The sequence below is a fragment of the Martinezella lusitana genome, from assembly GCF_900094565.1.
GTDB lineage: Bacteria > Pseudomonadota > Alphaproteobacteria > Rhizobiales > Rhizobiaceae > Rhizobium > Rhizobium lusitanum.
The window spans coordinates 553,992-568,413 of record NZ_FMAF01000003.1 but is presented as its reverse complement, the minus strand read 5'-3'; the positions used below and the strand labels follow the sequence as shown (position 1 = coordinate 568,413).

The 14,422-nt window shown below is 60.5% G+C and carries 14 protein-coding genes and 1 tRNA gene; 9 read left to right on the top strand and 6 right to left on the bottom strand.

The genetic code is table 11. The annotated features are described in order from the left end of the window. The 8 genes from GA0061101_RS09135 (at nucleotide 1) to GA0061101_RS09100 (ending at nucleotide 7,190) form a co-directional block, all read left to right on the top strand. Complete coding sequence (locus GA0061101_RS09135; RefSeq protein ID WP_052211978.1) at nucleotides 1-480, top strand: arsenate-mycothiol transferase ArsC; 480 nt, start codon at nucleotides 1-3, stop codon at nucleotides 478-480. 142 nt (nucleotides 481-622) lie between these two features. Continuing rightward, nucleotides 623-841 carry a translation initiation factor IF-1 gene (gene infA / locus GA0061101_RS09130; protein WP_004117876.1) on the top strand — a complete coding sequence of 73 codons (219 nt, stop codon included), beginning with the start codon at nucleotides 623-625 and terminating at the stop codon, nucleotides 839-841. A 114-nt stretch (nucleotides 842-955) separates the two neighbouring features. Next, nucleotides 956-1,576 carry a Maf-like protein gene (locus GA0061101_RS09125; protein WP_047555254.1) on the top strand — a complete coding sequence of 207 codons (621 nt, stop codon included), beginning with the start codon at nucleotides 956-958 and terminating at the stop codon, nucleotides 1,574-1,576. A gap of 5 nt (nucleotides 1,577-1,581) precedes the next feature. Beyond that, complete coding sequence (gene yacG, locus GA0061101_RS09120; RefSeq protein ID WP_037200052.1) at nucleotides 1,582-1,797, top strand: DNA gyrase inhibitor YacG; 216 nt, start codon at nucleotides 1,582-1,584, stop codon at nucleotides 1,795-1,797. 196 nt (nucleotides 1,798-1,993) lie between these two features. Continuing rightward, nucleotides 1,994-2,069 (top strand) — tRNA-Phe (locus GA0061101_RS09115). A gap of 337 nt (nucleotides 2,070-2,406) precedes the next feature. Then, nucleotides 2,407-4,353: a PrkA family serine protein kinase gene (locus GA0061101_RS09110; RefSeq protein WP_037200054.1), complete on the top strand. Its 1,947-nt coding sequence runs from the start codon at nucleotides 2,407-2,409 to the stop codon at nucleotides 4,351-4,353. An 18-nt stretch (nucleotides 4,354-4,371) separates the two neighbouring features. Then, nucleotides 4,372-5,643, top strand: a complete 1,272-nt coding sequence (locus tag GA0061101_RS09105) for a YeaH/YhbH family protein (protein WP_037200055.1) — start codon at nucleotides 4,372-4,374, stop codon at nucleotides 5,641-5,643. Further along, a complete protein-coding gene (locus GA0061101_RS09100) occupies nucleotides 5,643-7,190 on the top strand; it encodes a SpoVR family protein (RefSeq protein ID WP_047640763.1) in 1,548 nt (515 codons plus the stop codon). The genes GA0061101_RS09105 and GA0061101_RS09100 overlap by 1 nt, the downstream gene beginning before the upstream one ends. 14 nt (nucleotides 7,191-7,204) lie before the next feature. Here GA0061101_RS09100 and GA0061101_RS09095 read toward each other — a convergent pair whose 3' ends face one another. The 6 genes from GA0061101_RS09095 to GA0061101_RS09070 all read right to left on the bottom strand — a co-directional run bounded on the left by GA0061101_RS09095 (nucleotide 7,205) and on the right by GA0061101_RS09070 (nucleotide 13,740). Further along, entirely contained in the window at nucleotides 7,205-8,656 is a 1,452-nt protein-coding gene (locus GA0061101_RS09095; RefSeq protein WP_092573550.1) for a DHA2 family efflux MFS transporter permease subunit, read from the bottom strand. Between the two features lie 322 nt (nucleotides 8,657-8,978). Then, nucleotides 8,979-9,848 carry a DUF6030 family protein gene (locus tag GA0061101_RS09090; protein WP_245297457.1) on the bottom strand — a complete coding sequence of 290 codons (870 nt, stop codon included), beginning with the start codon at nucleotides 9,846-9,848 and terminating at the stop codon, nucleotides 8,979-8,981. Nucleotides 9,849-10,017: 169 nt separating this feature from the next. Further along, entirely contained in the window at nucleotides 10,018-10,728 is a 711-nt protein-coding gene (locus GA0061101_RS09085; RefSeq protein ID WP_092573502.1) for a copper homeostasis protein CutC, read from the bottom strand. Then, a complete protein-coding gene (locus GA0061101_RS09080) occupies nucleotides 10,718-11,644 on the bottom strand; it encodes an ROK family protein (RefSeq protein ID WP_092573501.1) in 927 nt (308 codons plus the stop codon). The genes GA0061101_RS09085 and GA0061101_RS09080 overlap by 11 nt, the downstream gene beginning before the upstream one ends. 87 nt (nucleotides 11,645-11,731) lie before the next feature. Continuing rightward, a complete protein-coding gene (locus GA0061101_RS09075; RefSeq protein ID WP_092573500.1) occupies nucleotides 11,732-13,084 on the bottom strand; it encodes an ATP-binding protein in 1,353 nt (450 codons plus the stop codon). Beyond that, nucleotides 13,081-13,740 (bottom strand): response regulator, encoded by a 660-nt coding sequence (locus GA0061101_RS09070; RefSeq protein ID WP_037200066.1) that lies wholly within the window; start codon nucleotides 13,738-13,740, stop codon nucleotides 13,081-13,083. The genes GA0061101_RS09075 and GA0061101_RS09070 overlap by 4 nt, the downstream gene beginning before the upstream one ends. A 226-nt stretch (nucleotides 13,741-13,966) precedes the next feature. Here GA0061101_RS09070 and GA0061101_RS09065 point away from each other — a divergent pair, with 226 nt between their 5' ends. Continuing rightward, nucleotides 13,967-14,422 carry an RbsD/FucU family protein gene (locus GA0061101_RS09065; protein WP_037200067.1) on the top strand — a complete coding sequence of 152 codons (456 nt, stop codon included), beginning with the start codon at nucleotides 13,967-13,969 and terminating at the stop codon, nucleotides 14,420-14,422.

Genomic DNA, 14,422 nt, shown 5'->3' with positions numbered 1-14,422 from the left:
ATGGGGCGGGTGCCAGAGCAGAGGCAGGGGGGCGAGCATGGTGGCAAAGCGCCCGGCGCCATCCTCTTCATGTGCGGGCTCAATACCATCCGCTCGCCGATGGCCGAGGCGATCGCGCGCTATATGCTGCCGCAGGGCACCTATATCGCCTCGGCGGGCGTGCGCGCCGGCGAGCGCAATCCCTTCGTCGATGTCGTGCTTGATGAGATGGGGCTTTCGCTCGGCCGCCGGCAGCCGCAGACCATGGAGGAGCTGGAGGATGATTTCTTCGATGTCATCATCACGCTCTCGCCGGAGGCGCATCACGCCGCCCTGGAATTGACCAGGGCCAATGCCGTGGATGTCATTTATTGGCCGACCATGGATCCCTCCGCGACGGACGGAACCCGCGAGCAGGTTCTCACCGCCTATCGCGAGGTTCGGGACTATCTTCTCGGGCTGATCGAAAGCCGACTTGTGGAACATCGCGGCTCGCTTTAGAGCTGCGGATGAAACAAATGCAGAAACCCTTATCAACGAGGTTCACAAAACCGCGGCGATTGTGTAGTTTCCGCGCAATTTCCGGCGACCCCCGGCTTTTTGCCATGGGCGCCGACCTCAACCGACAGGAAAAGAAGCTTTAATGCCGAAAGAAGAAGTCCTCGAATTTCCCGGTGTCGTCACCGAACTCCTGCCGAACGCGACATTCCGCGTGAAGCTGGAAAACGAGCACGAGATCATCGCCCACACGGCAGGCCGCATGCGCAAGAACCGCATCCGCGTTCTTGCCGGCGACAAGGTGCTGGTGGAAATGACCCCCTATGACCTGACCAAGGGCCGCATCACCTACCGTTTCAAGTAGTCCGCCGCTCTGGGTTCAAAGAAGTAGAGCATGATGTCGCCCGAAATCCCCTAACACTTTTCGGCATCATGCTCTGGAGTCGGTTCTCATCCCCGCATGACAGGTCGAGGTCTGATGGCGTTGAAACACAAGCTGATACTGGCTTCCGGATCGCCGCGTCGCGTCGAGCTCCTGCACCAGTCAGGCATCGAGCCTTCACGTCTCATGCCCATGGACATCGACGAGACGCCGAAGAAGTCGGAGCATCCGCGCTCGCTGGCGCGGCGGCTTTCGGCTGAGAAGGGCGAGGCGGCGTTTGCGGCCGTGAAGAGCGATGTCGCCTGGCAGAGCAGCTATATTCTCTCCGCCGACACGGTCGTTGCCGTCGGCCGGCGTATCCTGCCGAAGGCGGAGTTCGTCGACGAAGCCTCTTCGGCCCTGCATCTTCTCTCCGGACGAGGCCATGTCGTCTATACCGGGATCTGCCTGATCACGCCGGACCGCAAGCTGCGTCAGAAAGTTGTGGAGACCAAGGTGCGTTTCAAGCGGCTTTCCAGCCGCGATATCGAAATGTATCTGGCGTCCGGCCAGTGGCGGGGCAAGGCCGGAGCCTATGGCATCCAGGGGCTTGCAGGCTCCTTCGTGCAGAAGCTGATCGGCTCCTACAGCAATGTCGTCGGATTGCCGCTTTATGAGACCATGCTTTTGCTGGCGGGCGAGGGATTCGACGTTCACGCCGGATGGCAGGAAGGATAGGAATCATGACGAAGGTTGGTGAGATCAAGGTGGGCTCGAAGATCGAGCCGCTGCGCAAGACGCGCGCTTGCGCGGAATGCGGCCGTCCTTCGGTACGCGAACACTATCCCTTCTGTTCGGATCGCTGCCGTTCGCTCGATCTTTCGCGGTGGCTCAATGGCTCCTACGCCATTCCCGTTACCGAGGAAGAGGAGAAAGCCGACGGCTCCGAGAGCGAGTAAATACCGCTTCCCGGCGTTGTTCGGCGTTGCGAACCCCTTCATTTTGCTCGTGAATTGCCAAAACTCCATTTCCTGTCAAAAAAGAGTCATTTGCGGCTGGACATGGGCGAACAAGATGCTATAACCCCGCTCGCTTCCGGGGCGAACCAACCGCCCAGGGCCTTTCAAGGCTCTTATCCGTACGCGAAGCTCGGATGCCCAGATAGCTCAGTTGGTAGAGCAGCGGATTGAAAATCCGCGTGTCGCTGGTTCGATTCCGGCTCTGGGCACCATCTTTTCTCCAAAATTATGCTGATATTGTCGGATTGACGCTGGTCTCGCTCGGTTCATCAAGGCCGGGCTTCCCGCATGGGAAAGCCGGTCAAGTTGTCTTTTCGAGGGTGTACATCCCTTGATGGGGTGTCGTTGATTGCAACAACTTAAGGGCGTTCTTCATTAATTCGGTGCATGGTCCCTTCAACATGTTGATGACATTTGCAATCAAGCGTACGAATTATTGTACGGGTCACCTATTGATTCGAAGCGACTCTTACCGCACCTTAGATACTAGCGGGATAAGTGATCTCGTTAAGTCCGGCGTTTATTGCAATAGCAAGCTATCGAGGCGCCATGTCAAATAACGATGTGCTATTCAACACGTTCGCCCGTTCTTTCGAAGCACGGCGCGAAGTCGAGATGTCATTCTCCGAATACCTGGATGCGTGCCGGGATGATCCGCTCATGTACGCAAATGCGTCGGAGCGCCTGCTGGCCGCGATGGGAGAACCACTGCTGATCGATACGGCCAAGGACACCAGACTTGGGCGTATCTTTATGAACCGGACAATCCGGACCTATCCCGCCTTTGCCGGCTTTTTCGGCATGGAGGAGACGATCGAACGCATCGTCGCCTTCTTCCGTCATGCGGCGCAAGGGCTGGAAGAGCGTAAACAGATCCTCTATCTGCTCGGGCCTGTCGGCGGAGGCAAATCCTCACTTGCCGAGCGGCTGAAGTCGCTGATGGAAGTGCATCCGATCTATGTGCTCAAGGCCGGCAATGAGCTGAGCCCGGTCTTCGAAAGTCCGCTCAGCCTGTTCGACCCCGTCACCATGGGGCCGATGATCGAGGAGCGCTACGGCATTCCGCGTCGCCGCCTGACCGGCCTCATGAGTCCATGGTGCCTGAAGCGGCTGGAAGAGTTCGAAGGCGATATTTCCCGTTTCCGCATCGTCCGGATGCAGCCCTCCAGGCTGCGACAAATTGCCGTCGCCAAGACGGAGCCGGGCGACGAGAACAACCAGGATATCTCCTCGCTGGTCGGCAAGGTGGATATCCGCAAGCTCGAAAGCTTGGCGCAGAACGATCCCGACGCCTACAGCTATTCGGGTGCGCTGAACCGTGCCAACCAGGGCATTCTCGAGTTCGTCGAGATGTTCAAGGCGCCGATCAAGATGCTGCATCCGCTGCTGACGGCGACCCAGGAAGGCAATTATATCGGCACCGAGAATATCGGCGCCATTCCCTTCTCCGGCATCATTCTCGCCCATTCGAACGAGTCGGAGTGGCAGACCTTCAAGGCCAACAAGAACAATGAGGCGTTCATCGACCGCATCTGCGTGGTCAAGGTGCCTTATTGCCTGCGGGTCACCGAAGAGCAGAAGATCTACGAGAAGCTGATCGAGGAGTCCGAGCTCAGCGACGCGCCGTGCGCGCCGTCGACTTTGGAGACGCTCGCCCGCTTCACGGTTCTGACGCGGCTCTCCAAGCACGAGAACTCGACTGCTTTCTCCAAGCTTCGGGTCTATGACGGCGAGAGCCTGAAGGAGACCGATCCGAGAGCGCGCAGCGTGCAGGAATATCGCGACTCTGCCGGCGTCGACGAAGGCATGGACGGGGCTTCGACCCGCTTTGCCTTCAAGGTGCTGGCGGCGACCTTCAACTACGACACCACCGAGATCGGCGCTGATCCGGTGCACCTGATGTACATGCTGGAGCAGTCGATCCGCAGGGAGCAGCTGCCGCTCGAAACCGAGAAGCTTTACATCGAGTTCATCAAGAGCGAACTCGGGCCGCGGTACGCGGAATTCATCGGGCATGAGATCCAGAAGGCCTATCTGGAGTCCTATTCGGATTACGGACAGAACCTCTTTGATCGCTACGTCGACTACGCCGACGCCTGGATCGAGGATGTCGACTTCAAGGATCCCGATACAGGTCAGCTTCTGGACCGCGAGCTTCTCAATCAGGAACTCACCAAGATCGAGAAACCGGCCGGCATCGCCAACCCGAAGGATTTCCGCAACGAGATCGTCAAGTTCTGCCTGAGGGCACGGGCGAGCCACGGCGGCAAGAATCCATCCTGGACGAGCTACGAGAAAATCCGCGAAGTCATCGAAAAGCGGATGTTCTCCCAGGTCGAGGATCTTCTGCCTGTTATCTCGTTCGGGTCCAAGAAGGACGGCGAGTCCGAAAAGAAACATGGCGAATTCGTCGAGCGCATGATGGCGCGGGGTTATACCGAGCGTCAGGTTCGACGGCTTGTGGAATGGTACATGCGTGTGAAACAGGCGGGATGAGCCACCAAGGAAGAAGGAATGCACATTGTTGACCGACGCCTGAACCCAGGCGGCAAAAGTTTAGAAAATCGTCAACGATTTTTGCGAAGAGCAAAAGCGCTGGTGCAGAGAGCGGTCTATGAAACCTCTCAAAATCGCGACATTCAGGACATTCTGAAAGGTGGCGAAATCAGCATTCCCCTGGATGGAACCGAGGAACCTCGGTTCCATCGCGGCCCGGAAGGGCTGCGGGAGCATATTCTTCCCGGCAACAAGGACTTTCTGGAAGGCGACATCATCCCGCGTCCGGAAAGCGGCGGCGGCAAGCCGCGCGCCGGCGGCGACGGTACCGGCGAGGACGCCTTCCGCTTCATCCTGACGCGCGATGAGTTCCTCGATCTCTTCCTCGATGATCTCGAGCTGCCGGATCTCGCCAAGCGGCGGCTTATATCGACAGACCAGATCAATCCAGTACGATCAGGCTATTCGGTGACGGGATCGCCCGCCAATCTGGCGATCAACCGCACCATGCGGTTGGCGATGATGCGGCGTGTCGCCCTGCATCGTCCGAAGCCGGAAACGGTCGCCAAGCTCATCGAAGAGGCAGAAGAGTGCAAGGACGAGAAGCGTCGGGCCCAGCTCGAGGCTGAGATCAAGCTGCTGGAATCCAAGGTTCGGCGCATTCCCTATATCGATCCGATCGACATCCGCTATCGCCGTTTCGAGAACGAGCCGAAGCCGGTGGCGCAGGCCGTCATGTTCTGCCTGATGGACGTATCCGGCTCGATGTCCGAGCACATGAAGGATCTCGCCAAGCGCTTCTACATGCTGCTCTACATCTTCCTCACCCGGCAGTATCGCCGTGTCGAGATCGTCTTCATCCGGCATACCGACGTGGCCGAGGAGGTGGATGAGGAGACGTTCTTTCGCAGTCCGGCGACGGGTGGCACACAGGTTTCGAGTGCGCTCGAAGCGATGCGGCGGATCGTGCACGATCGCTTCCCGCCATCGGACTGGAATATCTATGCCGCGCAGGCATCGGACGGCGACAACGCCTATTCAGACAATGCGACGACCGCTGCGCTCCTGACTGGCGAAATCCTGCCGGTTTGCCAGTATTTCGCCTATCTGGAAGTGGGCGAATCACGCAGCGTCGCGATCTCGTCGGGCTCGGCGATCTGGTCGCTCTACGAGCGGCTGCAGGCGGCCTGGCCGGTGCTCTCGATGCGGCGCGTGAATGATCGTAGCCAGATCTATCCGGTCTTCCACGATCTCTTCCAGCGTCGGACGGCAGAAACCAGGAGTGGGTGATGGCGAAAGCATCGATGGAACGGCTTTTTGAAGGTGCGGACTGGGATTTCGCCACCATTCAGCGAATCCACGATGCCTGCGAGAAGATTGCCGTCAAGGAACTTGGTCTCGACGTTTACCCCAACCAGATCGAGATCATCACCGCCGAGCAGATGCTCGACGTCTATTCCTCGATCGGCATGCCGCTGTTCTACAAGCACTGGTCCTTCGGCAAGCATTTCGCCCATCACGAGGCCTTCTATCGCAAGGGTCTTCGCGGGCTCGCCTATGAGATCGTCATCAACAGCTCGCCCTGCATCTCCTACCTGATGGAGGAGAATACGGCGACGATGCAGGCGCTGGTCATTGCGCATGCCGCCTTCGGCCACAACCACTTCTTCAAGAACAACTACCTGTTCAAGCTTTGGACGGACGCCGAGGGCATTCTCGACTACCTCAATTTCGCCAAGGGCTATGTCGCGCGTTGCGAGGAGCGTTATGGTCATGCCGCCGTCGAGCGGACGCTTGATGCCGCGCATGCGCTGATGTCGCATGGCGTCCATCGCTATGCCGGCAGGAAGACGCCCGACCTGCGCGACGAGGAAAAGCGCGAGCGCGAACGCCGCGAATATGACGAGCGGATCTTCAACGATCTCTGGCGCACGATTCCGGTCGGGCCAGGCAAGAAGATGCCCGACCTCGATCTGGAGCGGCGGCGCTCGCTTGCGGGCCTGCCGCAGGAGAACATTCTTTACTTCCTGGAGAAAATGGCGCCGCGGCTGAAGCCTTGGCAGCGCGAGATCATCCGCATCGTGCGCCACGTCGCCCAGTATTTCTACCCGCAGAGCCAGACCAAGGTGATGAACGAGGGCACCGCGACCTATGTGCACTATCGCATCATGACCCGGCTGCATGAGCTTGGCGGTATCAGCGACGGCGATTTCCTGGAATTCCTGAAATCCCATACCAACGTGGTTTTCCAGCCGAGCTTCAACGATCAGCGCTATTCCGGCCTCAACCCCTATGCGATCGGTTTTGCCATGATGCAGGACCTCGAGCGCATCGTGACGAAGCCGAAGGAGGAGGACAGGCAGTGGTTCCCGGAAATCGCCGGCACCGGCGATGCCATGGCAGTGCTGCGCGACCTCTGGGCCAATTATCGTGACGAGAGCTTCGTCTCGCAATTCCTCAGCCCGCATCTGATGCGGAAGATGCGGATGTTCCACCTGACCGACGATCCCGAAGAGGAAGAGGGTTTGAGGGTGGCGGCGATCCATGACGAGCGCGGCTACCGGCGCATCCGCCGGGAACTGGCGCGGCAATATGACGTCGGCTGGATCGATCCACATATCGAGATCGTCGATGTCGATCTCGCCGGCGACAGGCGGTTGATCGTCCGGCACACGGTGCTGAACGGCGCGCTGCTTGACGATATGGATGCCAAGCGGGTACTCCAGCATCTTGCCGACCTGTGGAGTTATGATGTGGTGATGCAAGAAGTCGATGGCGCCGGGACGGTGCTTCGCGACCACCTCGTGCATCCGCGCTCTTCCGTGCTCGCGGCGTGAGAGCTGCAGACCTTCTATGATGACTTTTCAGGTCGGCGGTGATGGCCGCTCACCTGCACACCATCTTCCGGCTGCAGCTTGAGGAAGCCGGGTATGCCGAGCAGCGGGATCACGGCCATCAGCAGGAAAACCAGATGGAATTTCTCCGGCGTCAGCTCAGACCCATCCAGCGTGACCAGACCGAGCAGCATGGCGGCAACGGAAATACCGAAACTGACGCTCAATTGCTGCAGGACGCCGCCGAGGCTGGTCGCGCGGCTAAGCTGGGCTGCCGGCGTATCGGAATATGACAGCGTGTTGGAGGTCATGAATTGCGCCGCGCGCGCCAGCCCGAAGATGAAGACATAGACAATGATGAACCAGTGCGGCGTCTCGGGCGTGATCAGGGCGAAACCGGCAACGACGGCTGCGCCTAAAACGGCGCTCCATGTCAGGATGCGGTCGAAGCCATAGAGCTTCAATAGTTTCACCGAAACGGGCCGCACGACGAGCGCACTAAGCGCACTGACGAAGGTCAGCGTGCCCGACACGATCGGGCTCAGGCCGAAGCCGACCTGCAGCATCAGCGGCAACAGGAAGGGAACGCCGTTCAGCCCGACGCGACAGATGCCGCCGGCAAGCGTGCCGACGCGGAACGTGCGCAGCTTGAACAACGTGAGATCCACAGCCGGCGATACAGCCGTCCTCGCATAGCGGATGAAGCCGACGAGCAGGAGACCGGCGGCGGCAAGAACGAGGAGGATGGCCCAGAGCGGAATTGTGGGACGGCCGATATTTTCGATACCGTATTGCAGCAGCACGCAGCCGACACCGACCATGATGAAGCCGGGAAAGTCGAACTTGATCGACTTGTCGCGTGTGGTGTCCTCGACATAGCGCAGCGCCATAAATATGCCGATCAGGCCGAAGGGCAGGTTCACCCAGAATATCCAGCGCCAGGAAAGATAGGTCGTCAGGAAGCCGCCGAGCACCGGACCGATCACCGGGCCGATGACGGCAGGCAGGGTCATATATGTCATCGCGGTCACAAGCTGGCTGCGCGGAAAGCTGCGGATGAGGATGAGCCGTCCGACCGGCGTCATCATCGCGCCGCCAAAACCTTGAAGCGCGCGCATGGCGATCAGCATGGGCAGGCTCGTTGCCACGCCGCACAGGATCGAGCCGGCGGTGAAGATGAAGAGGGACAGGGCAAAGATGCGACGGGCACCGAAGCGATCCGCGAACCAGCCGCTCACCGGGATGAACATGGCAAGCGTCAGGATATAGGTTGTCACCGCGAGGTTCATGCGCACCGGAGTGGTGCCGAGGCTTTTGGCGATATCCGGAACGGCGGTGATGAGAATGGTCGAATCGAGCTGTTCCATCAGGAAGGCGACAGCAACCACGGCGGGTATGATGTAGCGGAGGCGAGGGTTGCGTTCGACCGCGAAAGTCTGGCCCTGCGGATTGGGGTCCGTCGAATCCATCGGATGTATTAGCTTTCCACCGCCGGAGGGGGATCCGGAGTGTTTATGATAGGCATGATTCCCTTCGGAAACCGCTTCGTGCTCTTGGGAATCATGTTGCTTGCGGCCGGTGATCCGCCGACCTTCGGAATCGTCCTCATATGACCACCATCCATGGCGCGGCGCAACAAAAACCGGATAGACCGAAGGCTCGATCGTCATCCGGTATATGCGCGATCGCCTGGAGCGGTAACACGTTTCACAGAACCGCCTAGCCGCTCTATGCTATTGTTTTTGCGCAATTCCGGACGGAAAACCGCTACGCACTTTTCCTCGAATTGCTCTAGTTGATCGATAAGGGGGAGGGCAGCGTCCAGCGCGTCTTATCGAAGACGATGGCCGTCCGGATCTGCTCGGGCGCGGTTCTGCGCAATTCCAGCTGAAGATTGAAACTGTTGTTGCCCCGGAATTCCTTGAAGAAGCTGAGCTTGGCGCCGAAGGCTTGCAGCGTCACGTCCTGCAGTTTGCCGATCGCATCCAGCGCCGTCTGAAAGTCCAGCCAGTGTGTCTCGTTCAGCAGCAGCACGACGGCATCGACGAAGGTGCCACCGATGGCCTTGCCATCGGGATTATCGGGCATGATCACTTTGATGCGGATAGTGTCGAGTTCGCCGGTCGGCTTGCCGCGGGCGATGATGAAGAAAGATGCCGCGTTCGCGTTGCCATAGGCGCCCTTCTGGACGGCATAGCTGCATTCGGATGTGCCGGTGCCCAATTCACTTTGCCGCCATTCACCCACGGGCAGGCCGAATTTTGCCAGATCGGCGCAGAGCGTCTGGCCCGATATCCGCCAGTTTCGTACGAAGGCGCTCAGCAGAGCGTCGACGGGGGCGTCAAACAAGTGGGATGTCTTGGTATGTGGCGGTTTGGCCGCCGCCGCCTTGGCCGGTGTCGCGGGGGCATGTGCCGCTGTGCCAGCTACGACAGTCGCGGCATTTCCAACCGTATTGTTCGAGGCAGCTCCGGCAGGCGGCGGAGTCTTGACCCTGGCGGCTTTTGCCGGTGACATTCCGGCCTGTTGTGCCGGTCGGGAAAACAGGTTCAGGTGATAGCGGCTGTCCAGCGCCCGCAGGTTACGCATGTCGTTGGCAAGCAACGCAGTCGCCAAGATGATCGAGCCGATAATGATCGCCGCAATCCAGAAGACAGCCATGCTTTTCTTGCTAGGTGGCGCCACCGACATGATTCAGATCTACAGCTACTCCCGAGGAAATCTGCCTTGCTGCAATAACTGTCTGTTGCGCAGCCCGTCCATCGCTACAGCATATGCGTTTATGAACGATTGATCATTCTAATGTTTCTTTGTCAATTCATGACGTTGCTCAGGCGAAGTAGGCCTTGAGCGCCCTGACGGTCGCCGCATCGGTGTGGCGTGCGGATACCGCCGAGAATCCGAGGGTGAGCAGGCGTTCGTCCGTCTCGGCCGTGGTGACGGCGCAGGAGGAGTGCACTTCGCTGATCGGCAATCGTGGCCACAATTGACCGATCGTCGCGATGTTGACGCCCGAGCCGGGCATGATGGAGATGCGGCCGGCGGCAATAGTGATCGCCTGCTCGAGAGCGGCGACCCCTTCTGCGGCAGTCTTTGCGCCACCCGATGTGAGGATGCGTTCGAAGCCGAGGGAAACGGCCACTTCCACGGCCTCCCCTATATCGGGGACCAGATCGAACGCGCGATGCAGCGTCGTGCCGAGACCTTCGGCATGGGCGGCGAGCGCCGCCAGCGCATCGAAATCCAGCCGTCCATCCGGCAGCGATGCGCCGAGCACGACGCCCGCGAGGCCCGTATGCCGGGCCGCATCGATATCGCGCTTCATGATGGCGAGTTCGTCGGCCGAATAGACGAAGCTGCCGGCGCGCGGGCGGATGATGGCATAGGCGGGAACGGGCATGCTGGCCGCGGCTGCCATAAGGCCGGCGCTCGGCGTCAAGCCGCCGACGGCGAGTGCGCTGCAAAGCTCGATGCGATCGCCGCCCCCCTCGACGGCTGCCATGAGGCCGGCAATGTCCTCGACGCAGACCTCAAGCAGCATGGTCGCGCTCTCCGGCATATTGCAGCCCCAGCAGGGCAGCGCCGATGAGCCCGGGCTCGAGCTTGCATTGGCTGGGCACCACCAGTGGGCGACCGAACTTGCGCAGGATTCGGGCGCGCACCGCCTCGTCCAGCCGCGCCAGCAGCGGTTCGACATTGGAGAGACCGCCGCCGACCGGAACGACGGTCGCGCCTGTTATGTTGACCGTCAGCGCGAGCGGCGAGGCGACCAGGTCGATCATGACGTCGATCGTGCGCCGTGCCTGCACGTCGTCCTTCAGCCAATGGTCGATGATTTCTTCACTGGTCAATTCCAGCCCGTGCAGCGTCTTGTGCAGGCGTTCGATGCCGCGGGCGCCGCCGACGGTATCGACACAGCCCTTCTGGCCGCAGCCGCAGGGATAGGCCGGGATGGCGACCTGCGGATCGCCGGCATGGGACGCGATGATGGGTCCGTGGCCCCATTCGCCGGCAAAGCCGCCGGCAGCGTTGACGAGACGGCCGTCGGCCACCAGACCACCGCCGACGCCGGTGCCGAGAATGGCGCCGAACACGATGCGATGACCGCGGCCGGCGCCCGACATGGCTTCCGCCATGGCGAAGCAATCGGCATCGTTGGCGATCAGGACGGGATGGCCTAGTTCGGCCTCCAGGTCTGCTGCCAGGCGTCGACCATGGATGCAGGGAATGTTGGCGCAGGTGAGTGCCTGGGTATCGGGGTCCACCACGCCGGCAATGGAAAAGGAGAGGCAATCCGGCTTCTCGCCTGCTTCGGCGATGACGGCGCGCAGAACACCCACGAATTCGGCGAAGTCGTGCTTGGGAGTGGGGCGCCGCGCCAGCGGCATAATATCCGTCATGGAGCGGGCAATGCCGCCTTTGATGGCGCTACCGCCGATGTCGAAGGAAACGATCATGAATACCGACCTGCAGGAAACATGCGGCACTTGCTCGCACCCTTTGCCGGTGTTTGCAAGATCAATCCGTGCCGGGCTGCGAAGCGGTCAGCCGGCAGGCAGCGTGATCCTGGCCTCGAAACCATCAGCTCTGCCCGTGGCGGGCGACAGCAGTTCGATGCGTCCGCCGATCTGCTCGACGATGCGTTCGACAATGGAAAGCCCGAGGCCCGAACCGGTGGCCTTCGTCTTGCCGCGCCAGAAGCGTTTCTTCAGGCCGGCCAGCTCTTCCTGCGAAAGCACATCGCCAGCGTTGACGACGCGGACCGTGCCACCGTCGACGCTGATGGTTACTTCGTCGTCGACCGGGCCGTGGATCAACGCGTTTTCGATCAGATTGCGCATGACGATGGCGAAGGCATCGATATCGACGTTTCGGATCAGTTTTTCCTTGGCTCCGGTCTCCAATAGGACGCGGCCGGCGGTGCCGGTGTCGCGGTCGTAGTCGCCGATAACGCTTTCGATGACCGCAATCAGATCGGCGGGCTTGTCGCCCGCGCCGATACCGGCCTGAGCGCGGGAGAGCTGGAGCAGCTTTTCCGCCAGCCGGGCGAGGTTGGACAGCGAGGTCTCGATGCGGCTGGCGCGTTCCGTCAACTGGCCTTGCGGCAGTTCGGCGAGCAGGCGTTGGGTCTGCGCGAGAGCGCCCGCGATCGGCGTGCGCAGTTCATGGGCGCTGTTGGCGGTGAATTCGCGCTCGGCCTCGAGGGCGAGCCGCAGACGATCGAGCAGCAGATTGACGGAGCGGGCGATCGGCTGGAGTTCGCGCGGCAGCACGTCGCTATCCAACGGCGCCATATTGCCGCTGTCCTTGGTGGCGATCTGCGATCTCAACCGGTCGATCGGCCGCAGGGAGCGGCCGACGACGAAGCCGATGGCAATGATGCTGGCGGGGATGAGGGCCAGCAAAGGCCAGAGCAGCGCGACGCCGCTTTCCCGCGAGGCTTCCCGGCGATTCTTGAAGGCATCGGCGACATGCAGGAAGACCGAGCCGTCCTGGGATGATTCCGTGTAGATGCGATATCGCGGCGTATTGTGGAAACCGATCTTCAACGGCACGTCGTAGACCGTGGCCGGCGCGTCGTGCGAATGGAGGATGACCTTGCCGTTTCCGTCGAGTACCTGATAGGTCAGATATTCGCGGTTCAGCCCCTTGTTGAGTTCCTTGAGGCTTTGCGGATCGCTAGAGGGATCGCGATTGGCAAGATCGTCGAGTACCAGCGGCATCAGCCGCTCGGCGGTTTCCTGCAACGCCCCGTCAAAGGTCTCCGAGAGTTCCTTGTTGACCACATAGACGCCGATGCCGACCGCAATCAGCCAGAAGACCACGACCGTGCCGGTGAGCGCGGCGATGAGACGCCTGGTGATGCTGGCGCGGCTAGGCCCCGTGCGCTCAGTCATCGGTCGCCCAGGCAATAGCCGACGCCGCGGGCCGTCCGAATGCGGTCCCTGCCGATCTTCTTGCGCAGACGGCTGACATAGACTTCCACCGTATTGCTCTCGATCTCGGAGCCGAAGGCGTAAAGCGCTTCCTCTATCTTGTCTTTCGACACGATGGCGCCCGGTCGTGCCACAAGCAGATCGAGCACGGCCCATTCGCGTCCGGTGAGAACGATGTCCCTGCCGTCAAGCCGGACGCGCCGCTGCGGCTGATCGATTTCGAGATCGGCGAACCGAATGGTCGGTTGTGGACTGCCGGTATAACGGCGGGCGACCGCCAGGATGCGGGCGGTGAGTTCGCCCAGATTGAACGGCTTGACGAGATAGTCGTCCGCGCCGCTGTTCAGGCCTTCGATGCGATCGGAGATCTGGTCGCGGGCGGTGAGGATCATGACCGGGGTTTCATCCGGTCTGCGGCGCAGTCTTTTCAGAAAATCGACGCCGCTGCCATCCGGAAGTTGCAGGTCGAGCAGGATGAGGCCGTATTGCACGGCGTTGGTGACCTCTTCGGCATCGGCCAGGTTTTTAACCCAGTCGACGGCATGGGGACCTGCCGCGATATGATCGCGAACCGCGCTGCCGATCGTATCGTCGTCTTCCACCAGAAGAATTCGCACCTGTGCCTCTCAGCTACTGACCGGACCTCAGTTAATGCCGGTGAACGTATCGGGTCAATAACGGCCGAAATAAGCCGTGCTGAGATGAGCGTATTCATAGCCTGATTTCCTTCCGAAAACGTTCCCGGTGCCTATGGACAGATAGGAACGCCGTAGTTACTTCTTTGCCCCGGAGAACGAGGCGGCCGCGGGAGAGCCGCCACTGGCAATCAAAGGATGCTCGATCATGCTGAAGGGAATTTCGCCGCTGTTGAATGCGGACGTGCTGTATGCGTTGAAGTCGATGGGGCACGGGGACATGCTGGTCGTTGTCGACACCAATTTTCCCGCCGAAGCCATCGCTCAGCAGACGACTTTGGGCCATCTCCTGCGCATCGACAACGTCTCGGCCGCCGACGCGGTTGCCGCGCTGCTGTCCCTGATGCCGCTCGATACGTTCATCGATGATGCGGCGACGCGCATGGAAGTGGTCGGCGCACCCGACGAGGTGCCGCAGGTCCAGCACGAGGTGCAGGCGGCGATCGACAAGGCCGAAGGCAAGCATTGGCCGTTGTCGCCTGTCGAGCGCTTCGCTTTCTACGAGCGTGCAAAGAATGCCTATTGCGTTGTTCAGACCGGCGAACGCCGCTTCTATGGTTGTTTCACCTTGACCAAGGGCGTCATCCCGCCGGAAACTGAGTGA